At 57.4% G+C, this 22,478-nt stretch carries 18 protein-coding genes and 4 pseudogenes; 16 read left to right on the forward strand and 6 right to left on the reverse strand.

Going from position 1 to position 22,478, the window contains the following annotated elements; all coding sequences use genetic code 11:
- Positions 1–412 (reverse strand): annotated as a pseudogene (locus APH34_RS24725) (N-acetyl-gamma-glutamyl-phosphate reductase); the annotation flags it as partial.
- Between the two features lie 114 nt (positions 413–526).
- Here APH34_RS24725 and APH34_RS24730 point away from each other — a divergent pair.
- The gene (locus tag APH34_RS24730) at positions 527–1,411 is read left to right on the forward strand and encodes a LysR family transcriptional regulator (RefSeq protein ID WP_003465017.1); all 885 of its coding nucleotides are present in this window, start codon (positions 527–529) and stop codon (positions 1,409–1,411) included.
- Between the two features lie 183 nt (positions 1,412–1,594).
- Here the strand turns inward: APH34_RS24730 and APH34_RS29795 are convergent, their stop codons facing one another.
- From APH34_RS29795 to APH34_RS24745, 4 genes and pseudogenes are all read right to left on the reverse strand, one after another.
- Positions 1,595–1,807 (reverse strand): hypothetical protein, encoded by a 213-nt coding sequence (locus APH34_RS29795; protein ID WP_223866296.1) that lies wholly within the window; start codon positions 1,805–1,807, stop codon positions 1,595–1,597.
- A complete protein-coding gene (locus tag APH34_RS30090; protein WP_077203601.1) occupies positions 1,710–2,240 on the reverse strand; it encodes a uracil-DNA glycosylase family protein in 531 nt (176 codons plus the stop codon). The genes APH34_RS29795 and APH34_RS30090 overlap by 98 nt, the downstream gene beginning before the upstream one ends.
- A 28-nt stretch (positions 2,241–2,268) precedes the next feature.
- A pseudogene (locus APH34_RS24740) lies at positions 2,269–2,817 on the reverse strand (cytochrome P460 family protein).
- Between the two features lie 27 nt (positions 2,818–2,844).
- Positions 2,845–3,378 (reverse strand): carboxymuconolactone decarboxylase family protein, encoded by a 534-nt coding sequence (locus APH34_RS24745; RefSeq protein ID WP_020309197.1) that lies wholly within the window; start codon positions 3,376–3,378, stop codon positions 2,845–2,847.
- Between the two features lie 117 nt (positions 3,379–3,495).
- On the opposite strand from APH34_RS24745, the gene APH34_RS24750 reads away from it, so the two are divergent.
- The 4 genes and pseudogenes from APH34_RS24750 to APH34_RS24760 all read left to right on the forward strand — a co-directional run.
- Entirely contained in the window at positions 3,496–4,338 is an 843-nt protein-coding gene (locus APH34_RS24750; RefSeq protein WP_049275859.1) for an AraC family transcriptional regulator, read from the forward strand.
- 886 nt (positions 4,339–5,224) lie between these two features.
- Positions 5,225–5,983 (forward strand): annotated as a pseudogene (locus APH34_RS30450) (PAS domain-containing protein); the annotation flags it as partial.
- A gap of 87 nt (positions 5,984–6,070) precedes the next feature.
- The gene (locus APH34_RS30455) at positions 6,071–6,529 is read left to right on the forward strand and encodes a methyl-accepting chemotaxis protein (RefSeq protein WP_255260238.1); all 459 of its coding nucleotides are present in this window, start codon (positions 6,071–6,073) and stop codon (positions 6,527–6,529) included.
- 20 nt (positions 6,530–6,549) lie between these two features.
- Positions 6,550–6,808 (forward strand): annotated as a pseudogene (locus APH34_RS24760) (Tn3 family transposase); the annotation flags it as partial.
- Positions 6,809–7,397: 589 nt separating this feature from the next.
- Here the strand turns inward: APH34_RS24760 and APH34_RS24765 are convergent.
- Positions 7,398–8,618, reverse strand: coding sequence for a replication initiation protein (locus APH34_RS24765; RefSeq protein ID WP_054903364.1), 1,221 nt, complete (start codon positions 8,616–8,618; stop codon positions 7,398–7,400).
- 879 nt (positions 8,619–9,497) lie between these two features.
- On the opposite strand from APH34_RS24765, the gene APH34_RS24770 reads away from it, so the two are divergent.
- The 11 genes from APH34_RS24770 to APH34_RS24820 are packed head-to-tail and all read left to right on the forward strand — an operon-like array spanning position 9,498 to position 22,396.
- Complete coding sequence (locus APH34_RS24770) at positions 9,498–10,247, forward strand: DotI/IcmL family type IV secretion protein (RefSeq protein WP_009682434.1); 750 nt, start codon at positions 9,498–9,500, stop codon at positions 10,245–10,247.
- Positions 10,248–10,257: 10 nt separating this feature from the next.
- The gene (locus APH34_RS24775) at positions 10,258–11,406 is read left to right on the forward strand and encodes a DotH/IcmK family type IV secretion protein (protein ID WP_054903365.1); all 1,149 of its coding nucleotides are present in this window, start codon (positions 10,258–10,260) and stop codon (positions 11,404–11,406) included.
- Positions 11,407–11,414: 8 nt separating this feature from the next.
- Positions 11,415–12,773: a conjugal transfer protein TraO gene (traO, locus tag APH34_RS24780; RefSeq protein WP_054903366.1), complete on the forward strand. Its 1,359-nt coding sequence runs from the start codon at positions 11,415–11,417 to the stop codon at positions 12,771–12,773.
- Between the two features lie 21 nt (positions 12,774–12,794).
- Complete coding sequence (locus APH34_RS24785) at positions 12,795–13,523, forward strand: hypothetical protein (protein ID WP_054903367.1); 729 nt, start codon at positions 12,795–12,797, stop codon at positions 13,521–13,523.
- A 10-nt stretch (positions 13,524–13,533) separates the two neighbouring features.
- Positions 13,534–14,067 (forward strand): conjugal transfer protein TraQ, encoded by a 534-nt coding sequence (gene traQ / locus APH34_RS24790; protein WP_009682438.1) that lies wholly within the window; start codon positions 13,534–13,536, stop codon positions 14,065–14,067.
- A gap of 19 nt (positions 14,068–14,086) precedes the next feature.
- The gene (locus APH34_RS24795) at positions 14,087–14,533 is read left to right on the forward strand and encodes a DUF6750 family protein (protein ID WP_054903368.1); all 447 of its coding nucleotides are present in this window, start codon (positions 14,087–14,089) and stop codon (positions 14,531–14,533) included.
- 45 nt (positions 14,534–14,578) lie between these two features.
- Positions 14,579–15,298: an HNH endonuclease gene (locus APH34_RS24800; RefSeq protein ID WP_054903369.1), complete on the forward strand. Its 720-nt coding sequence runs from the start codon at positions 14,579–14,581 to the stop codon at positions 15,296–15,298.
- 9 nt (positions 15,299–15,307) lie between these two features.
- On the forward strand, positions 15,308–18,388 hold the full coding sequence (locus APH34_RS24805; protein WP_054903370.1) for a conjugal transfer protein TraU: 3,081 nt from the start codon (positions 15,308–15,310) through the stop codon (positions 18,386–18,388).
- Positions 18,385–19,629 (forward strand): conjugal transfer protein TraW, encoded by a 1,245-nt coding sequence (gene traW, locus APH34_RS24810; RefSeq protein WP_054903371.1) that lies wholly within the window; start codon positions 18,385–18,387, stop codon positions 19,627–19,629. The genes APH34_RS24805 and traW overlap by 4 nt, the downstream gene beginning before the upstream one ends.
- Positions 19,629–20,222 carry a hypothetical protein gene (locus APH34_RS24815; protein ID WP_009682444.1) on the forward strand — a complete coding sequence of 198 codons (594 nt, stop codon included), beginning with the start codon at positions 19,629–19,631 and terminating at the stop codon, positions 20,220–20,222. Before traW ends, APH34_RS24815 begins: the two co-directional genes overlap by 1 nt.
- Positions 20,219–22,396: a DotA/TraY family protein gene (locus APH34_RS24820; RefSeq protein WP_054903372.1), complete on the forward strand. Its 2,178-nt coding sequence runs from the start codon at positions 20,219–20,221 to the stop codon at positions 22,394–22,396. Before APH34_RS24815 ends, APH34_RS24820 begins: the two co-directional genes overlap by 4 nt.
- Positions 22,397–22,478: the final 82 nt, after the last annotated feature.

Below are 22,478 nucleotides of genomic sequence, written 5' to 3' on the forward strand. Positions count from 1 at the left end.
CCCTGGGCAGCAACCCGGCCTCCAGCAATGGGCGCAGCAGCCCTATCGCCCCCGTGGGATAGCAACCGGGATTGCTGACCCGCCGTGCCGTGGCGATGCGTTGGGCCTGCTGCGAGTTCATCTCCGCGAAACCATAGGTCCAGTCTAGATGGGTGCGGTGCGCCGAACTCGCATCGATCACCCGAACGGCGGGGTTTTCGATGCTCGCTACAGCGTCGCGTGCGGCTTGGTCGGGCAAGCAGAGAATCGCGATGTCGCAGGCGTTGATGATTTCGGCGCGACGTTGCGGATCCTTGCGATGTTCGGGGCTGAGCGTGATAAGCCGCAGATCGGTCCGGTCGCGTAGACGTTGATGGATTTGCAACCCGGTGGTGCCTTGGTCGCCGTCGATGAATATAAGAGGACTTGCCATGGAATGCTCTCGGACATAGGAAATCAGGAGTTCCAATCTTCAGTGAGGGGCTAAGATAGGAAAAGTTGAATTTCTAAACGATGAAATTCAGCTTTTCTGAACAAGGAGTGACTCATGCGCGAAATCAGCCTGGACCGTCTGCGCACGTTGGTGGCCATTGCCGACCTGGGTTCGTTTGCCGAGGCGGCCCGTGTGCTGCACCTCGCGCCACCCACGGTCAGTTTGCATATTGCCGACCTGGAGTCGCGGGTTGGCGGAAAGCTGTTGTCGCGCACACGTGGGCGCATTCAGCCTTCGGCGATTGGAGAAACGCTGGTGGAGCGCGCGCGGCGCCTGTTGGCGGATGCGGAGCAGGCGCTTGAGGACGTGGAGCGTCAGGTGCAGGGCTTGGCCGGGCGTGTGCGGCTGGGTGCCTCCACAGGGGCCATCGCACAGTTGATGCCGCAAGCTTTGGAGACGTTGGGCCAACGCCACCCCGCTATCGATGTGCAGGTCGCGGTGCTCACGTCGCAGGAAACTTTGAAGAAGCTTGCCGAGGGCTCTTTGGAGATCGGTCTGGTCGCGCTGCCACAGACCCCGGTGAAGGAATTGCGGATCGAGCCATGGCGGCGGGACCCGGTCATGGCCTTCTTGCCGGCTCGCTGGGAATGCCCGGATGTTGTGACCCCCGGTTGGCTGGCCGCCCAGCCATTAATTCTGAATGACAAAACTACTCGGCTTTCGCGCTTGACCTCGGAGTGGTTCGCCAGTGATGGACGGCAGCCCACGCCGCGTATTCAACTGAACTACAACGATGCGATCAAAAGCCTAGTGGCGGCCGGTTATGGTGCGACGTTGTTGCCGCATGAAGCCTCCACGCCATTGCCCGATACCAGGATCGTCATGCGGCCATTACAGCCCTTATTGTGGCGTCAACTTGGTATTGCCCACCGTGGTGGGGACGTCGAGCGGCCTACGCAACATGTGCTGGATGTGTTGTGGGGGTTGAGTGCGGGCTAGGGCGATGTTGTCAGAGAAAGGACCGCTTTCGACCCGGTCATACGGTGATTGAGGTCCCAGGCGTCAGCTACCGCACCTGAAGCCGTCGTTCATCGCTCCAAAGCCGGTGCCTGTCTCCGTTCGCCCAGGCCAGGGTGTCGTAGTACTTGTGCAGCAGCTCGGTAATGGCGGCGGTGTCGTCGGTCATGGGGTTTCCTTGGGGTTGGCGGTGAGGACTGCCTGGACGCGTGCTTGCAGCGCGGGCAGCACGTCTTGTTGGAACCAGGGGTTGCGCACCAGCCAGCGATTGTTGCGCGGGCTAGGGTGAGGCAGGGGGAACGCTTGCGGCCAGTGCTCGCGCCAGGCTTCGACCACCCGGGTGAGCGGCGTCTTGCCAGTACCGAGGTGGTAGTCCATGGCGTAGCTGCCCAGCACGATGACCAGCGACAGGCGCTCGAAACGCTGCATGAAGGCTTCGCGCCAGGCGGGGGGCGCACTCCGGGCGTAGCGGCAGGTCACCGCTTTTGCCGGTGCCCGGATAACAGAAGCCCATGGGCAGAATGGCGATGCGGGTAGGGTCGTAGAAGGTGTCGCGGTCCACGCCCAGCCAGGCGCGCAGACGCGCGCCGCTGGCGTCGTCGAAGGGCACGCCTGAGGCATGGACCCGGGCCCCCGGTGCTTGGCCGGCGATGAGGATGGGCGCACTCGGGTGAAACTGGAAGACCGGCTGCACGCCGTGTGGCAGATGCGGTGCGCAGCGCGTGCAGGCGCGGACGTCGGTCAGAAAGGCGTCGAGTGTCGGCATGGCGCGCTTCCGGAAAGGGTGGCTCGCGCAGGACGGAGGTGCCATCCTGCGCGAAGCGTAACCCGGCAGCAAGTCAGTGCTGGGTCAGTGTCGGATAGCCCTGGATGAATACGCGGTCGGTCTTGGCCGCCGGCACATGGCAGCCCATGCAGTCGGCTTCGTAGCTGACGGCGACATTCTTGGCGGGGGCGTCGGCCTTGAACAGCGCCCAGCCCCAGCCGTCGCCCCACAAGGGGTTGCTGGCGAAACGGCCTTTGGCGTCCTAGACCATCACGAACCACACGGCCGCATCGGAACCCCAGACCACAGGGTTGCCAGTGGTCATGGCGCTGGTTTCGAGCTTGCGGATCTCTTTCACCAGCGTGGCGCCGTCCAAGAACTTGCCGGTCTTGCGGTAGTGCTCGGCCGAGGCCTTTTCGGTGTACACATCGTGCAAGCCGCGAGAGGCGGATTTTTCGTCCAACACCGCATATGAGCCCAGGTGGACGAAGTTTGTGCGGAAGTCTGTGGGGCGGCTGATGCCGCCCTGGCTGTCCACATAGGGCGAAAAGTCGCCGGCCGTGACGGCCAGTGGCAGGACGAGGGCGCTGGCGAGCAGAGCGCCGGTGAGTGCGATTTTCATCGTGTTCTCCTTATATGCCTATGGAGATCAGACGGCGACCACGGGGAAATCCACCGTGGTGTCGGCGATGTGGTTGGTGTAGTTGGTGAGCGTGTTCAGCGCGACGTTGGCGATCACTTCCAGTATCAGGCCGTCGTCGAGCCCCGCGCGGCGGTAGTTGGCCATGGCGTCGGCCGACACCACGCCGCGTTGCTCGACCAGCGCGCGGGCAAAGCCGGCGATTGCATCGTCAAGTGCGTTGGCCGCCTGGCCGGTGCGGGCCGCGGCGATGGCCTCTGCCGACAGTCCGGCACCTTTGCCGATCAGGGTGTGTGCGCTCAGGCAATACTGGCAGCGATTGGCTTGACCGGCAGCGAGCGCAACGATCTCGCGCTGGGAGGCATTCAGGCGGCCGGTGCCCAGCGTTTCGGACAAGCCGAGGTAGCCATTGAGCGCCGCCGGCGCGTGGGCCAGCGTGGCGAACAGGTTCGGCACCATGCCAAGCTTGGCTTTGACGGCCTTGAGTGTGGCAGCGGTAGCGGCGTCAGCGGTGTCGATGGTCAGGGGGGCGATTTGGGTCATGTCTATCTCCGTAGTGGGTGAGGTGCAAGAGCACGTGGGCATGATCGCCCTTTGTTTGGTACGATATGGCACGTAAAGTATCAAATACGTAACCTATCGTCTTATATGGAGAGTGGAATGGCGGATCGACTGGCCGGCTTGCTCCGGCACTACTCGCTTTCGGCGCGCGTTTTTCACAGCGGCGCCTTCTGTGGGCAGCATCATTACGCGGCGCCGCATGGCTATATCCATCTGGTGCGGCGCGGCCCGATTACGGTGCGTTCGCCCGTGCATGAAGATCTGCTGGTTACCGAGCCGAGCCTGCTGTTTTATCCGCGCGTGGCGTCGCATCGTTTTGTCGCCGCCCCCGGCGATACCGCTGAGCGGTTGTGTGCGGAGGTCGACCTGGGCGCTTCGACGGGCAATCCGTTGGCCATGGCCTTGCCGTCGATGCTGCTGATTCCGTTGGCGGACTTGCCCGGCCTCGGGCCGACGCTAGAGTTGCTGTTTGCCGAAGCCGAGCGCGACCAGTGCGGTCGGCAGGCCGCCATCGACCGCTTGTGCGAGTTGCTACTGATCCAGTTGCTGCGTTATCTGATGGATGGGCGGCTTGGCGCCACCGGACTGCTGGCGGGCCTGGCCGACCCGAAACTCGCGCGCGCCATAACCGCCATGCACGATGCGCCGCAGACCGCGTGGTCGCTCGAGGCGCTGGCGGCGAAGGCGGGCATGTCACGCGCGCGCTTCGCCGCCGCGTTCAAGGACGCGGTGGGCGTCACGCCGGGCGACTATCTGGCCGACTGGCGGATGAACGTCAGTTGCACCCTGCTCAAGCAGGGGCGGCCGGTGGCGGTGGTGGCCGACCGCGTCGGCTACGGCAGCCCGAACGCTCTGGCGCGCGCCTTCCGCGTGCGCATGGGCTGCGCCCCGCGCGACTGGCTGGCGCAGCAGCGCGGTGACGCGGCGCTCAGCGGTTCGTGAGTTTGAGTTCGATTCGCCGGTTCTTGGCGTAGGCGGCGCCGGTGTTGCGCTCGTCGAGCGGGTGAAATTCGCATCACGCCGGAACAACTGGCGGAACTCCAGGTGGCGATCCGTCAACGGCTGGTCAGTCTGTTCGTGCGGCGCGGCCGGCTGGACAAGGCTGAGTCAGTGGCGCAGGTAGCTGGATGACGCTGTCCCGCCCTGAGCCGACGCTCACAGGCGGGGATTTCCAGTGTCGTCATTGTCGGCTATTGGCCGGCAGCAGCCCGTCGTTGCCTGATGGATCCAACCCCTCCGCTGCTATAGTGCAGTCGGCTTCTGACGTTCAGTGCAGCCGTCTTCTGAAAACGACAGGTTGAACGCCAAAGAGGGGGCGGGAGCGCTGCAACCGGAGCAGCGTCAGAGCCTCCAGAATCGCCCACACAACGCGGAAGCTGTCAGTCAGGGGGCAAGCCTACCTTGGCACCAGAAACGCGCCCAGGAGGCCGCAGGGGGCGATTTTGGCCGCTGCAACTGTCCAACCTTGGCCGGGCCTCGCCGGGCCGAGTGGGGCGGCCTTCGACCAGGGCGGGCCGGCGACCGTCCGTCGGGCATGGAGGGGACGATAGAGAAAACGGACAAAATCGTACGCTAAGCGTGCGGCCTGTCAGGTTGAGGCCCTAGAGGTTGCAGGCGAGTCGTCAGAAAATGCTGGAATCGGCCCTATTCTGACACTGCCCAAGGTTCCGGCCTGACGCCCAGTTAGGGCATAGCTCAATATGACACATGGCTGCAAATCGCTAATTTACCAACTATAAAGAGCTATGCTCTCAAGAAGCGGTTGCGCTAACCGATACAGTATAAATTAGGCCCCAAGTATTATTTTATTTGCGCAAAGGTAATGATTATGTTTTTCAATAAAAACAAACAACTGCTGGACACAGAAAATAAGCTCTCAGAACTACAGTGGCAGCTTGATTCAATAAATCGAAATGTCGCGGAAATCAGATTCAGGCCAGACGGGAGCGTAATCTATGCGAGCAATATCTTTCTAGAGATGCTTGGTTACAAACTCGAAGAAATAGCAGGGCAGCACCACAGAATTTTCTGCGAAAAGAATTATGCTAGCACAGCTGATTATTCGCGCTTCTGGCAGAAATTGGCTGACGGCCATCCTCAATCAGGTTTATTTAGGCGGCTGCGCAAAGACGGTAACTTAATATTGATTGAGGCTACTTATATTCCAGTTCAAAATCAAGATGGAAAAGTTATTGAAATCATTAAGATTGGCTCAGATGTCACTCAGAGAGAAAACGAGTTACTCTCACTAAGAGCCGTCCATGCAGCCATCTCCCGCTCGATGGCGGAGATCGAGTTCACACCTAACGGTGACATTCTGCATGCAAATGAGAATTTCCTCCGTGCTATGGGTTATCGCCTCAGCGATATCAAGGGTCGACACCACCGAATGTTCTGTTTCGATAATTTTTATCAAGAAAATACAAATTTTTGGCAGAGTTTAAAGGGAGGAACTTTTCTCAGCGGGCAATTTGAGCGCAAGACCGCATCGGGAGAGACCATCTATCTTGAGGCCACCTACAACCCCGTCGTTGATGAAGCCGGCCAGGTTGTGAAAGTGTTAAAATTTGCCACCGACGTCAGCTCGCAGAAGCATAAGGCTGATGAAATCCGTCAAGCCGCAGAGCTTTCCTTCACCACCGCCGAGGAGACATCTCAAATTTCCGTGCGGGGCATGGAGTCCCTTGCTAGTTCAATTGAATTATCTCAGAGCACACTTAATTTAATAAACGGTGCGGTTATTTTGATTACACAGCTAAATGCTCAGGCTAAAGATATCGAGAAAATTGTTACCACCATCCAAGGCGTGGCAGAACAAACTAACTTACTAGCACTTAACGCCGCAATTGAAGCTGCCCGAGCGGGTGAAATGGGCCGAGGCTTTGCTGTAGTAGCCGACGAGGTTCGTCAGTTGGCAGCTCGAACTAGCAGTGCCACCGTGGAAATCCAGAATGTGGTAACTGCTAACGGAAAGCTTACTCAGCAACTGAATATAGATATGAACAGCATCGCTAGAAGCGCCGAAGAAAACAACGATCAGATCGCAACTGTAACAACTATTATGCGTGAAATCAGTGACGGTGCAGACCATGTTGCCCGTACCGTATCGACGTTGTTCAAAGACAATAGCTAGTGTCCAGTTTTAGGCAAAATCAGGATCGGAACTTCGAGCCGCAGCGCTACAGAGCCAGAAGCCCAAACTTGGTGACGGCCATCGTGCTATGGAACACGATGTATCTGGAGCGCATCACTTGGGGCTGGTCGAGGCAAGTCGGTGGACGGCGAGCTGCTGCAATACCTGTTGCCGCTGGGCTGGGAGCACATCAACCTGACTGGCGATTACGTCTGGCGGCAGAGCCGCAGGCTGGAGGTCGGGAAGTTCAGGCCGCTACGATTGCCCGGAAAACCTTAGCGTACGATTTTTTCCGAATTCAGCGGGCACCCCTAGAGGGTTCTGGGAATGGAGGTAGGTGCAGGTGGAGGCAACAGCGTGATGATCAAGCTAATCGTCGCAACGGCCAGCATGAGCAGTTGAATGATTCGGTCGTACATGTGAAGGCACTCCTGGGCCTGGAAGATGACTGGAAGCTTGCCGTCACGACCGATTCGAAATCCTCTTGGGTTTTTTCCGCTCGAATCTGATTCGTCACGACGCTGGCCAGGTCAATCATCACCCGCCCAAGAACCCACACATTCCACAAGGTTTCCGATTAACCACGCTCTCCGTGATAGAGGCAGCAACCTGGCAATCCCTGACACATGCCAGCTCAAAGACCATCCAGAAATAAAGAGGGCGCTCTACGCTGCAATCTGAGCCATTCGTAAGGGTGAGATGCACCAGATTCCACGTAGGAGCACGCCCATTAACAAGAGCGGCACCGCACCTAACGGAGATATTTAAGGATGGGATGAAGGTGGCACGGAGGAGAGCAGGTTATGTAGTGCAGGCTGGAGGATCAGTGTGTCGAATCACTCCCCATGAACACCCACCATCTGAATAACTAATCAGGCAACGGCGGAAGCAAAGCAGCCCCGGTAGGGGCAGGTACCTGATATACAGCATCCTTTACACCAGGTTTAATTGGCTCAGCCCCATGGTTTGGACCGGCTGGTTGTGCTGCTGGGGTGGTCTGGGGCGGCTGCTTAGGGCGAAGGGGAACAACCGACGGCGACTGTGCTTCTGTGATGACCGCCTTGTACTTGGCCACCGTTTGGCGAGAGACGCCTGCAGTCAGGGCGATAGCCGTGTAGGTAAGATGAGCCCCTTTAGCGATCAACTGCCGGCAAGCCCCACGGATCTTGTTTGCGGTCTGGTTTTGCCTGACTGCATGGGTCCGTTTGGCGGCGAGGCTCTGGCGCTCCTCGAGTGGCAGCGATCGATCAAGCTCCATCACACCACGATGATAGTCACCACTTCCGCGGTAATGGGACCAGGTCCATCGGGCAATCGATTTAGCCGTGGCGCGCACTGATGACAAGGGCAGGTCGTTGCAACGCTCTCGCGTGCGAAAACGGTTGTCGTTGTGACATTGCGCAAGGACCCGAGAGTAAAACGACTCGAAGTAACCTCCAGCTCGCTCAGCATTGACGATGCTGTATGCGTAGAAACGGACACGTTCGAACAAGGTGCAATGCCTGGAGTGGGACACTGCATCCATGTCGGGTCCTTTGGACCACAAAGGCATCGGCCTGGCCAAGTCGAGTTCTTCAGCCAGATCGCCCAAGTCGTAGACATGATTGTGCAGCTCGGTGGTGATCCACCAAGGATGACCTGGTGTCTTGGCAACTGGACCACTGTGGTAATCGGGGTCAGCCTTGAGCAGTGCGGCCATGCTGTCGTAGACAGCCTTCATGTACAGGATCGGCTTTTCACGGGCTCGCTCGGTGGTACACACCGGAGCAATCGCATAATAGAGGTGCGAGTTGCCTGAGTTTCGGTTACGGACAATGAAGTTGGGGGGGGGAAGCCCATGCTCCTCCCAAATCAGGGAGTTGGTATGGTCGAGATCGAAAACGAGCCATGACACACGGCCAGGACGATTCACCTGCATGTAGGGGTAGCGGATCGCGTATTCACGCGGCCGTACTCTCATCGCCGTTTTATTGTCACTGCAGCGTGCGAGATAAGAAGCCTCTTCGAGGATACGGCTCATCGCTGACGCCGGCTGGTAATAACCCGGGTGCGCAGGCGCCGTCGAAGCTGCCGTGATGAGGTTGCTCACCAGCAGGCCTCAATGAAGAAGCTGACAAATTCAGGGCGAATTAACCCGTGCCGCGTATTGCGCAGCAGAGTGCAGGTGTCCATACTCGAATTACCTGAAAGGGGCCCTCACGTCATCGATCTGCCAGGACCAGATGTGTGGGCTCTTTTTTTTTGCCCGGCAACGGTGGCCGGATCCCTCTTTTAATCGCTCGACCTTTCGATAAAACCTTCCTAAAAAGTGGCATTCGTTGAGCAAGTTTTGGCGAAGGCTAGAGGCTCAGTTTCGCCCCGTCAACCCGCTGAAACCCGCGTATTTACTGGGTTCCCTCCAAATTTCAGAACCGTTTTTCTAATTAGAATGGGCTGCGTTGTCTAAGCGGGTAGCCGCATTGATCCCGAACCCCCTCCCCACGACTGCCCTTGTATGTCGGGGGATCCGAACGCTTCGTACGTCGGTGAAATACGAAATTTCGCATCGGCGATATACGACGTAACTGTCGGTGATGTACGAACCGAAAAATCGGCGATATACGAGCCACAGCAAGTGAAAAAAAACAGCATCGGCGATATACGACTGGCATCGGTGATGTACGAATGCAGGCCACTGCCCCAGGGCGGGTTTTGATCACCCGAAATTTGACCTGCAAGCCCCTGTTTTGGGGGGGTTGAAGGCCAAATCCTGCGCACATTTCATCGGTGAAATACGACCCATACCAGAAAATATCGGTGAAGTACGAGTCGTAATGAAATCACAATGCCATTACTGGCAATTTCGTATTGTAGGTATGCCGTAAACCTAGAAAGCATGCGGCCCCCGTTATTACGGGTCAGGCAAAAGGTTTTTTTGTGTTGACCGATTCCGCATCATGGTTAGAATACGGAAAACGGAGGGCCAGACATGACCAACATCAGGGACGCAGCAGCGCCGCATCTCGAACATCCTGGATCGAGGGAGGATCTCGGACGTGCAGCATACGAACAAGAGCTGATAGAAATCGCTGAAAAACTGCATCAAAACCAGGATGCAGTCGATCCAGTTGCACGTGATCTGGAAGATCGCAAGCAGTTGGCCAGCCATACGTCCAGCATCGTCAAATCAAACCTGGTCCTGTCTTGGGGACTTGCAATTTCGATAGGCCTGAACTGTGTGTTCGGCTGGTTTGTGATGCACCCACACTACGTGTACTTCGCAGCCGACGGCCTCCGGATCGTCAGGCTGGTTCCTCTTGAAGAGCCGTACATCACCGACGCCGAGGCGATTCAATTCGCACGGGATGCGCTGAACCGCTCGATGACGATCAACTTCACCGACTACAGGCAACAGCTTGAAGACGTACGTGGCGATTGGACCAAGCGCGGGTTTGCACAGTATTTGGAGCAGCTGCAGTCAGCAGGCTACCTGGACCTCGTTAAATCCAAGCGCATGAACATGACGGTTACCACTGAAACCGGCGTGCTAGTGAAATCCGAGATTGTTGACGGTGTTTTCGTCCGCCATATCGAAGTTCCGATCGAGATCAAGCTGGTCGGCCAAACCACCGACCTTCAACCCAAGCGATTCATCGCCAAAGTGCCTGTCGCACGTATTCCCACACTGGATTCCATCGTGGGCGTAGGGCTGGACGGCATTGTCACCACGCCCCGGTAAGGAGGAACCCATGATGATGAAATCAGTCTTCGTCGCGTCAGTCTTGACGCTAGCGATCGGCACGGCTCAGGCAGAGCAACAAGGCAATGGTGCGCAAGCCCAACCTCAAGGCCAACCCACGCAAGGCCAACAGCAACCCATTCAAGCGCCGAACGGGGGGCAATGGGTCCGGGTTGAAGGTCCTAGCAGGCAGTCGGGCTTTCCCGCCGCGCCAGGTGCTCCACAGCCTGGCGTGAATCCTCAGATGCAGAGTGCTTTCCCACAGACCAACTACGGGCCAGCAAATTACGCCGTGGCAGGGCAACCCGCTGGAGATCCTCAACAGCAAAACGGTACAGCTCCACTGCCTCCCCTGAACCCGCCTGAAAATGATCATTTCGACGAGGCGATGGAGGTCGCTCAGCCATTCACCCCTGAGCAAATCAAGCAAATGCGACAGGCGTTGGAGAACACGCGAAAGGCGAAGGCCTGGCAGCCAGTACGGGGAATCCCCCGTATTTCCAGCGTATCGGTTGATTTGAGTCCTGGCGCATCGATGCCTGTGTTGCGCGTGGTTCCCGGTGAGCTGTCCAACCTCATCGTGCTGGACTCAACGGGAGCTCCGTGGCCGCTGGCCGCTACGCCTCGTGTTTCCAACCCCGATCTCTATAGCGCGGAATGGCTGCAGGGTACCCATACAGTGGTGGTGTCGACTCCATCGGCTTACGAGACCGGCAGCCTAGCTCTGTACTTGGAAGGGGCTACAACACCGGTGATCGTCAAAATCGTCAGTGGCGAACCCGATGGGAAGAAGGACCGAGCCCGTGTGTATGACGCTCGGCTTGATCTGCGTGTTCCAGGCCGTGGCCCGCTGGCCAAGGCGGCTGTGATGGGCCCGGGGAAGATTGCCCTCTACGACGACCTCCTGCAGGCCTTTCTGGATGGGATTCCACCAAAAGACGCCAAACAGGTGAAGGCGCAAGGCGCAGTGCCTTCGCATACCCAGATCTGGCAATACGACGGGAATCTCTACGTCCGTACTCGCCAGGATTTTCAAACTGCATTCGATAACACCCTCGCTGCCGGCGACGGTACTCGTGTGTACCGCTTACCCGTGACTCCCTTCATCACCCTCTCCCAGATGGGTCAAAAAGTCACCCTCCAACTCGACATTTACTGAGGTAGCGCATGAGCACTCAAGCTGACATTGGAAGGCAGACCAAGGTAACCATCCTCGCGGCAGTAATTGCTGTCGCAGCCCTCGGCTATGCCGGTTACACCTGGCTCAATAGCCGCCATCAAACCAGCTCCAACCTCGGGGTAATCAACGGTGATGGCAAGGGGGGCACCACTGAAGAGAGTGAGGCCTATCGCCGGGTCTTGGAGAAATACAACCACAACAACGCCAAGCAGGCAGAGTCGAACGGGCAGTCCTACATGTCCGTCATGTCAACCGCCCAAGCGAACCCTGCGGGAACTGCGGATAAGGCAGGTTCGGGCCAGCAGCAACAGCCTCAGGTCAACTATTACTACCAAGCCGCGGCACAGCCCCAACAGCCCGTCGAGCGCAACAAAGAAATGGACAAGCTTGTCGCGAATCAGGTGGGTGCCTTCATGACCGGCTGGACGGTGAAAACCCATGGGACCGGCACCACGACCCAGGAACAGGCGTACTCGCAGTCTATCAAACCCGCGTCCCTGACTAGCGCAGGAGGTGCTGCTGGTACCGCGAGTACTGCGCAATCTACGAACTCGCGTGCTGGCAAGGCACAGGACCAGGTTGTCGTGGACGGTTTCTTCCTAACGCCTGCGCTGCTTAAAACCGAGCTCGACACTGACGAAAACTCGATGGTTACAGCTGAGATCCCAGGTGGCCGACTCGCAGGCGCCAGGGTGTTCGCGATGGGCTACAAGCGCCTCAACGAAACCATTGATATGACCTTTACCTACATGGAGTGGAAGGGCCGTAGCTACAAGATCACAGCCAAAGCGGTTGATCCTGAAAGCATGCGTACGGCGCTGTCGGGTGATGTGAACAACCGCTACTTCAGCCGAATCATTCTACCTGCCCTGGCTCTGGCGATCGGCAAAACTGGTCAGCTGTACGAGCGCTCCGCCTCGGAGAACATCATCACGAGCGAAGGCGCCGTGATTCAGACATATCCAACGACGCCTAGTGGGAAAGCCGTCGCGGGCACCTTTGCCGGCGGTATCGGCCAACAGGCCGGGCAGGTGCTGGCCAATGACGCCGCCAACATGCCGCAGAAACAAGTGATCCGTCCAATCAACTCCACGATCGGTGTTCAGTTCGTTGGACCAGTGCTGGCCAGTGACCAGTTGGAAAAGGACGCGCTGATGGCGAACCAGAAAGCTGAGCTGAATACCCTCGGCCAACCAGGTGGCCAGCCTCAGCAACAGTATCGCCTCTCACCAAATGCCGCAGGTGCAACCAACTCAAACGGGTTCGGTGGGTACCAGGGTGTCTCGCCAGGATATGGCCAGCAGTACATGGGCCAGCCAACCATCATCGATCCAACTCGCTACTGAGTTAGGGCAGGGGACTTTCACATGACTACACAAGCAGCGGAAGAGTTGGACATTTTCAAAACTGGCGCTCAGTCGGGTAAACCGGTTGAGGCGCCGAAAGCCGAAGAGCAACAGTCCAAGAAAACATCTCCGGCTAACGCGATCCAGGGCGACCGTAAGAAGCGTATCGTCAATTTCGTCAACCGGATTGAAGCCTGGCATTTCTTGGTACTGGCGGTAGTGCTGGCAGTCCTCTTCGTGATGGTGCCCAAGCTGTTTCCGAAACATCAAACCAGCGCGCAACAGCAGCCCACTCCAGTGCAACAAGACGCTGTGAACAACGTTTTGACGGCCCCTGAACCGGAGCCTCAAGAGGCAGTGGTACCGGCAGCGAGTCCGGAACAGTCCGCTCTATCTGCCGAACAGCTGAAAGGCCTCAATGAGCAAGTGGGGAGCCTGAGCGGAGTAGTGGTCGGTCTGCAAAAAACCATCAGCGAATTAGAAGCAAAGGTCGCTCTTCTCGAATCGGACAAAGCGGATGTGGGCAAGAAAGTTGTCCATTCGCCCGCTGTACGCCGTCAAGCTCAGGTGAGCCAACCATCGGCAATGGCTGGCTACACCCTGAATACCGTTTATTCAGACCAAGCCTGGATTCAGCACGGAGAAAAAACTTTCGTAGTCCAGGTGGGCGATCTCGTAGACGGCGTGAAGATCACGGGGATTGACCCTGTGGCACGTCGAGTCACCACTACTCATGGCGTGATCCGCTAAGGAACCGAATATGGATCTGGCAAGCATGATCATCTCAGCGGCCAACTCATTGGTCGCCGTACTGTGGGGGTTGCTCTGGTCCTTGAGCGCTCTCGCTGGGATGGTTTACGCGGGAACCGTGCTGCGTCGGATGCAGCTTGCCACCATTGAACCTGGCCACCGTCCTATCACGCTCGGCAGCACATTCGCGGTGCTCGTGATTGGCGCTGCTCTGTTCAACATGTCCGGGATGATCAGTACAACCTGGACGAGCTTTGGTAGCGGCTCTACCACCTACGGGGCCATTTCCTACAGCGGAGCCGATAGCTTTGGCAGGTTCAAGGATGCTGTAAACGCGGTGCTGACCCTTGCTTCATTTGCAGGCGGTTGCTTCTTCTTCAAAGGGTTGCTGCTGATGAAGAAAGCTGCACTAGAGGGAGAAAGTTCACAGGGGGGCGACGACGCCATTTGGCGTGGCCTCACCCACATGATTTTCGGCGCTGCGTTGACACATGTCGACAAGGTGATCGAGGCCTTCCAGGCCACCTTCCAACTCTACTGGTAACAAAACAAGGAGCGTCATCATGAAATTTAACCCTATCGAGTTTGCTGTTGATGCTGTGCGTCGTGGCCATATCCGCCTGGTGACCAAAGCTGAGGAATACAAAGCCAACCCCATGCAGCGGGGCCTCATGTTCATGACTGCTGGCATCACCATGTCCACGTTGCTGGTCACCAAAACCGCTTATGCAGACGGTCTCGCCGGTATGGCTCAGAAGGGCAGTGAACAGGGCGACGACATCAAAGAAAGCCTTGGTCCAATTTTCCTGGCGCTTGGGTTCGCCGGCGCTGCCTTCGGTGGCATGAACATGTGGAAGAAAACCAACGACGAGAACTCGCGTATTACTGGCAAGCAGATCTGGGGCCCGATGCTCGCCGGGGCAGCGCTGGGCGGCACTGGTTTCATGATGACCACTGCCGGCGAGACCGTGGGTATCAGCGGTAGCGAATTCGGCAAAGTTCCTAACTGATCAAGACCACTTGGCAGCCCGAAACATGGCTGCCTTGGAGACTGCATGAGCGACGTGAAACAGGTTCAGACAGTACCGGAATCGGGGCTTGGCCAAAACTTCGAGAAACCCGTTCTTCCGCTGATGGCCATGGCCACGAAAGCGCGGGTTTGGGGGGATGCCACTCCAAACGCGATCGAGCCCAACCCGGAGCAACTGACGGCCGAAATGCGGGCGACCATTACCCGTCAGGCGCAGGGGCAGTGCTATTTCTGCGGTGTACGCGCTCGTGCCGGTCATGTTCACAACATTAACCATAACCATCAGGATCTGCGGCCGGAAAATCTCCGGCTTGTAGATCCGCTGTGTCATGGGTGGCAGCACCTGGGTGAAATCGACGACGGCCAAGCCTTCATCGCCTACCTCCCGGGCTTGTCTCCCCAGGATGCGAATCATCTGCAGCGAGCCACCATGATCGCCTTGGAAACCGGGGACGAACAAACGAAGGCGGACGCGAAGAAAATCCTCAACTGGATGGCTTCCCATCGGGAATACACCGAAAAGGCCTGGGGCACTCACTCGCCCAAAATTTTCGCTGAGGCGATGACTCGCCTCGGCAAGGTTGACGCCGATGTTAACTCCCTCGTTTTCCAAGGGTTGAGCGTCATTTTCAATCCCGCTCAGTTCAGCCAGGTCGTTAAGGGTTGGGCACAGGATGCGTATGGCGCAGCTCCCACTTCTACGTGGGCCCAAGTACATCACGATGTGATGAACGCGCCGAGCTAAGGAGGCAGCATGGGACTTCTCGATAAGTGCGTAGACGCACTGGAAGGTACCTTGGAGTACCTCGCAAAACACTTCATTCACAAGGACATGACCAGTTACTGCGAACTGGCCACTGCTGTGGGGCTGACCGATGCTGATATCGAGAAATCCCCGGATCTGAAGGATCCCTACACCTTGGTCAACAGTGACTACTCGCTGCTGACAGTATTCGATCTGCAGGGCACGTACCAGATGCTTTCTGAAGCTGAGTTTTCAGAGATGCTGGAGTCCCTGCGCATCCGCATGACCGGATATATGCGTGAAAAGGGCCATAGCCTGACGTTCAGCTTCGAGCGTGATCCTGAGCGTGCTACCGATGAGCTTATGCGCCTCGCCGAACCCTTGTTGAATACCGCCCGACGAATCGGCCTCAAAAGCGAGGACATCATTCTTGATCGAGTGAAGCGAAACGCTCCGCATTGTGCGTGGGAGCAAAACCTGCTGGTCGTCTACACGCACCTCACGTCCTTGAGCAAGGAAGAACAGGATCGCGAACTCGGCGAGCTGGCTAAGAAAGCCTCGAAGCACAAGCTTCCGCGCCTCACCTATGGGCAAAATCCCGCATTTGCCCTTGCTGCTCTCAAGTACCGCCATGACACGATGATTGATCGACTCATGGACGACTTCATCTCATGTGGGGTCGAGGGCAAAAAGGGCATCATGATGAAGCCTTTGAGCGCCCACGAGGCAATCAAGCGCATCAGGATCATGTTGAATCGGGAAGGGACGTCGCAGAAGTTCCGACCCCAGATCGTCGGCGATCGCTTCATGCTTCGCGGCTCGGCTGACGCCAAAGACTATTCGGAGCTTGTACCCCCGCGCCTCAGCTACCAAATCTGCAGCAACGACGTTGAGCCCATGGGTAACTACGTCAAGACCGACAGCCTGTGGCACGGATCGCTTGCAATGGAGCTTGGCCCACAAGACGTCGTTCACTTCGCAAAGCTGTTCGACGCAGTGGGCAAAAAGGATCCGTGGCGGATTCGTTTCGATATCTCGCCGGGCGGCCTTTCAATGATGCGAGCGCGCAAATTGATGGTCGGCTTTGTCGGCGTGTTGCCTGATAACAGGGCGATCCGTGATTCTTTCAAGGACTTAGAGGCCATATCGAAAGATCAGGCGGTCATGTCGATGAAAGTGATGGCCTCTTCCTGGAGCAGTACCAAAACAGATCTCGAAACCCGGCTTTCACGCCTGGAGAAGGCAATCCAGTCCTGGGGCACCTGTCAGGTGCAGAAAACCCATGGTGACCCCATGGCCGCTCTCGCGTCTTCGATCCCAGGCTTCACCACCAAAAACACCGCTAACCGTCTTCTACCACCGTTGAAAGAGGCCATGAAAATGTTGCCTTTGCAGCGGCCGGCGACGCCGTGGCCCGATAATGGTTCGTGGATCACTCGGACTCCAGACGGAAAGATTTTTCCGATTGGGCTCGGCAGCTCGATCCAGGACACGTGGATTGAGCTTGTCTCTGGTATTCCTGGCTCGGGTAAATCGGTCGCCGCAAACTGCATGCACAACGCGACGTTGCATCGTCCAGGTGCGACCCAGCTCCCATTGCTAACGATCGTGGATGTTGGGCCATCCTCCTCAGGTCTGATTCAAATGATCCAGGATTCGCTTCCTGATCATCGGAAGTCCGAGGCGGCGTACCTCAGACTGCAGAACAATCGCGACTTCGCATCGAATCCGTTCGACCCCCAGCTTGGGGCGCGTCAGCCCACTCGCCGCGAGCGCGAATATTGCGTCGACTTCTTGAACTTGCTCTGTGCCAGCGTCGCCACTGATGGCCAAGGCGGGGCAAAAGCTCGCACACCATCCGACTGTGCCGCAGTCAACGAAATGTTGATGACCCTTGTATATGACGACAAAGCGGGGCGGGGGGCGAATCAGTATGAGCCGGATGTAGTGCCTGCGGTTGACAAGGTACTAGCCGAGTCGGGAATCAGCGCTGAGCATGATGAAAAGTGGTGGAGCGCTGCAACCTGGTACGAAGTGACTGACATGCTGTTCGCTGCAGGCTATGTGCGTGAAGCAACCTACGCTCACCGCCAGGCTTCCCCTGTCCTGCCGGACTTCACTGCCATGCTGAACAACGAAGGCGTGCGTCAAACCTTCGGTGAAATCAAAACCGCCGCCGGCGAACCGCTGCTGAAATACATGGGCCGTTGCTTCACATTGGCATCGACGACCTATGCCGTTTTTTCCGGTCGTACACGATTTGAAGTCGACTCGACGACACGAGTCATTTCGGTGGACCTCAATGACGTGATTGGGTCGAAGACGCCTGAGGGCTCGATCAAAACGTCCTGCATGTACATGTTTGCCCGCCACCTGGGGGCTAAGAACTATTTCTTGCGCGAGGAAGACATCCGCCTCGTAGCTCCGCCGCTGTACCTCGATTACCACCTTAAACGTGCTGAGGATGTGGCTTCGCAGCAGAAGACCATTGCCTATGACGAATGGCACAACACCGAGGGCATGGATACCCCAGTGCAAACGCTGGTGAAGGACGGTCGTGAAGGCCGAAAATGGGGTATCCGTATCATGGTTATTTCCCAGTACCTGCGCGACTTCCCACTTGCTCTGCTCAACGCGGCCACTTCGGTCTACGTGTTGCGAGGCGGCAACGTGGATGACGAAAACGTGCTGCGCGAAACCTTCAAGGTATCTCACGAAACAATCCAACAACTGCACCTGCAGTGCACAGGTCCAGGGCGCAATGGCGCGAACATGCTCGCCCTGTTCAAGACGAACCAAGGCACGATCACCCAGATTTTGACCAACACAACTGGTCCGCTTGAGCTCTGGGCAATGTCCACCACCCAACAGGATACGGCGCTGCGAACCGAGTTGTACAAGCGGATCGGTCCTATGGCTGCTCGCCAGGTTCTCGCCAAACGCTTCCCTCTTGGCACTGCCAAGTCACACATCGAAGCACTCGAATACGCGTCCACGTCCAACGCCAAGCTGAGTGTTGTGAAGCAATTGGCAGAGGATCTGGTTACCGCGTATTACGCCGAACAAAGCCCCCGAGGAGAACACGTATGAAGACCATATTCCGCATTACTCCTCTTGCCGTGGCTCTCCTGATCGGCTCCGCAGCTTCAACCCCCGCCTACGCGCTTTGCGACGGCTGCGTCGTAGGCGCGATCGGAACCTCAACGGTCACTCTGACCGGGGCGATCGCCGCTACAACAGCCTCAGTGAACGCCATGAACTTGTCGGTTAGCCAGCTGCTTTACCAGGTGGGTACCGCGACTACCCAAGGCGCAAGCAAGGTTGCTAATACCATTGAAACTGCTGCTCGGGTTCAACGGGAGTTTGACGCGAATCAGGAGCGTAGCCGTCGCTACGAGAATGCCCGCCAGAACTACTACGTGCCCAACTCGATCTGCAGCGAATCCGGTTCGGGCGGTTTCAATGAAGTCAGGGCGGGGGTTGCAGCAGTAAAAGCCTCTATCCGCACAGGTGGAGGGGGGAAAGCTGCCAGCACCAAAATCAACCAGGCTCTTACTGCTCCAGCCCAGCCGCCCTCGATCGATGCCATGCGCTCGGCAAGCATCCATGCTGACTACTGCGATACCGATGATTACGCTGCATATGGTGGAGCAACAGCCTGCCCAGCCGTTTCGACTACCATGCCCGGGGCCGACAAACGCCTCGACTCGTTGACTATCGGCGCCGGCAAGGATGGCAAGGACCAGGACCTCACCTTTACTCAGGCGCAAACCGACGCAGCCAGGATGTACACGCAGAACTCCGCGCGGCGTTCAGTGGCTCCCCAGCTCAAGAAGGGGCAGGCCGAATCTGACGCTGGTGTCCAGTACATCGGCCTGATGAACCAGTACAACTCGATCATCTCCGCTGCGACGGATCCTCAAGATCAAATGATCGCCGCAAGCCAACCACTGGACTCAACTAAAGATCTGCTTAAAGAGGCACGGTCCTCAAAATCGGCTGAGTCTTACTACCAAAAGATTGCCTCGGCAGAAGCTAAGCGCACGGGAACCATGTCGGCCCGCGAATTCGAGTATTTCGAGGTGGGGCGTCGCTACGCAAACACAGAGTACCAGGCTGATCTGCAGAACATGACAGGCGATAACCTGGTGCGTGAGCAGATCCGCGTCCAAACGCAGACCAACTGGTTGCTACTCGAACTGCGCAACGATGTGACCCGCGGGAACATCATCAACGGTCTGAACCTGGCCAGCTCTGCACGCCAGGAATTCGAGCCTGTCTTGGGTGAAAAATACCGGGCTGTTAACGGTCGCATGGGGGGGGCCAACTGATGAGTGAAGAAAAGCTGCAGTCTTCCAAGGTCCGTCGGGGGCTGTCCATCGGGCTCCACCTAGTAATTCCGTTCTGGGCCATGCGTCAGACTTATCGACTGGCCAAAAACGAAGTCTCCAGGTCCAAGGAGCATTTAGAGGTCATTCGGCAATTGTCGGCCGAAGCAAAGGAAACACTGCGCGACCGTCGTGAGAAGGCTGATAGTGAGCAGCTGTCATTCAGCGAGGCGATGAAAAATCGCAAGCCTGGAGCCATGTCCATTCCTGAGCTCTATCGCTACTTTCTGTCTCGCAAGCGGGCCTGCCAGCTGGCAGCCTTGGTCTTGGGACTCTTCGCAGTGCTCGGCATTTTGCTTGGAGTCCATTTCGACTCGTCGAAAGGGGTGGTCCAGGGCTTGCTCTCGATCGCCACGGCAATGCCTCTACTCTTCGCAATGGCTCTGAGCGCCCAGCTGCGGCTATGGCAGCTCAAGACGCAGCGCCTTTCAAAGGAGGAAAAAGGTGGCTTGAAGGACTTCATTCGGGAGAACCGGAACTGGTTCCGGCAGCTGCTCGATCCTGAATACGGCCACGGGAAAGGAGGCCGGCCATGAGAATTCAGCACAAAGCATTTGCCGTGATTGCTGCCATGCTCTGCAGCACCTTGGCTTGGGCTGACAGCACCACACTGGGCGAAATCTCGGAAGCGGCCAAGCGCAGCGGCGATAAATCGCGTGAAGCGCTTGTCTCCATCTATGGCCAGGTCGTGAACAACCCGTTGGCCTCGGCCGGCGGAAGTGGCGACACCATCCTCGCGAATATCTTCCAGGTGTTTAACAGCGCATTGCTTGTCGTGGGTGCGATGTGGGCCTGCTATATCGTATTCCGCAAGCTGACGCGCACTGCCCACGATGGATCGATCTTCGACCGTCAGCAGTCCTCGTCGTGGGGACCTGTGCGACTTGTGTGGGGTGTCGTGTCGCTGGTCCCTACTGCCAACGGTTGGTCGCTCTCGCAGCTGTTGATGCTGTGGTCGGCGTCAGTAATGGGGGTTGGTGTGGCCAACCTCGGCGTCGATGCTGCGATCTCCAGTTTTGAAGATGGCCAATCGATGGTCGTGCAGCCAGTAATGCCCTCAACTGCCGCTCTGGCGCACAGTGTGTATGAAGCCAACCTTTGCTTGCACGGTATCAATGCCGGCATCGCTCAAGCCCAAGCGAGCGGTGGCCTGGTCATTCCGGGCGGCTACATTCAACAGACCGCTACTAACAAAGGGTTCATCCTCAAAAACAACAGCTTTGTCTGTGGTGGAGCGGACATCAGTGGCGACCTCACAGCACAGCCGGCCTCCACGAACATTATCAGCGGCACGATCGATGTAGCCGATATCAGGCAGGCGCACCTGGATGCGCTGAAGGCTATGCAGGCGTCCCTGAGCCAGTCGGCCCAGTCGTTTGTGAATGCCTCTGTCCAACGAGCCAGTGGGTCTAAAACGGCTCTGCCCGACAGCGAGTACGCCATCCAGATCGCAGCGCAGACCTATGAAAACTCGGTGAACAAGGTCGCCGGTACTAAGCAAGGGGACATCAAGCGACTTGCTCAGGAACTCAGCTCAAACATCAGCAAATCGGGATGGTGGGTATTGGGTGCCTGGTATCAGACTTTCGCTCAAGCGAACACCAAACTTTCTGACGCCATGGCCGCAAAAGCAACTGTGTTCGGTATGTCGACCAGCGGAGATCCCTCAGTCGTATCCGTATACGACGAAGCCTACGCGGCCTATAAGGCCCAGCAGGAAACAACCTCCTACACCCCTACGGCAGGCACCAGTGCTACCGGCGACTACTCCAAAGGCGTCGTAGGCGCGGATGCGGGCAACATCATCGGGAGTATGTTCGCTGCGCCTGGCCAGCGAATCGTGAACTACCTGATCGACGTGAATGCCGGCGGCGAAGGGCTGGGTCAGCTCAACCCCCTGATCAAGATGAAGAACCTGGGCGACTTCACGATGGTTGCGGCAGAAACGGCCATGGGCGCCTATGTGACCGCGAAGGCCATCGAGAAGGTCAAGGATGGCTGGAGTGTTGCCGGCGTATTCGCCAAGGTGGCAAACGCCGTGACATCGGTTGGAGATGCTTTGAGCGGCGTGCTTGAAGGTGTATCACCATTCATCATTGGCCTCGTCCTGGCGATGTTCATTCTGGGCGGTACGCTCTCGACATATCTCCCCATGGTTCCATTCATCATCTGGTTCGGGGCCGCGGTCAACTGGCTGGTAGTGGTTGGCGAAGCAATCATTGCGGCGCCACTGTGGGCCTTTACGCATTTGGGTAGCGAAGGGGAGGGCATGGGCCACAAAACCTCCCATGGCTATATTTTCCTGCTGAACGTGATGATCCGCCCTGCACTGATGGTCGTCGGGTTCTTCTTAGGCGGGGCTGCACTGATCGCAGGAGGCACGTTGCTCAACCAGTGCTTCGGGATTGCCCTGGCCAACGCCCAGTTCGACTCTGTGACGGGATTGTTCTCGATCATCTTCTACTTGGCGATCTACTGCAGCATGTGTTTGACCTTGGTCCACAGCTGCTTCAACCTGATCCTGATCGTTCCCGACCAGGTCATTAACTGGGTCGGTGGTCACGCCGCAGCATCGGTGGGCCGTGAGGACAATGAACGGATGCGTAACGCGATGAACATCTTCGGTAGCCGCCTCGAGCACTTGGCGCCCAAAGGGGGAGCAGGGGGCGACAACAGACGCACTAAGGGTGGCGATGGGATCAAGGGATGATCAAATTGGGGGCCTTCGGGCCCCTTATCAATTGAGGATTGACCTGTCAATGGGTCATGGTAGAATGAACCTAACCTAATTC

The organism is Pseudomonas sp. NBRC 111131, from assembly GCF_001320525.1.
Lineage (GTDB): Bacteria > Pseudomonadota > Gammaproteobacteria > Pseudomonadales > Pseudomonadaceae > Aquipseudomonas > Aquipseudomonas ceruminis.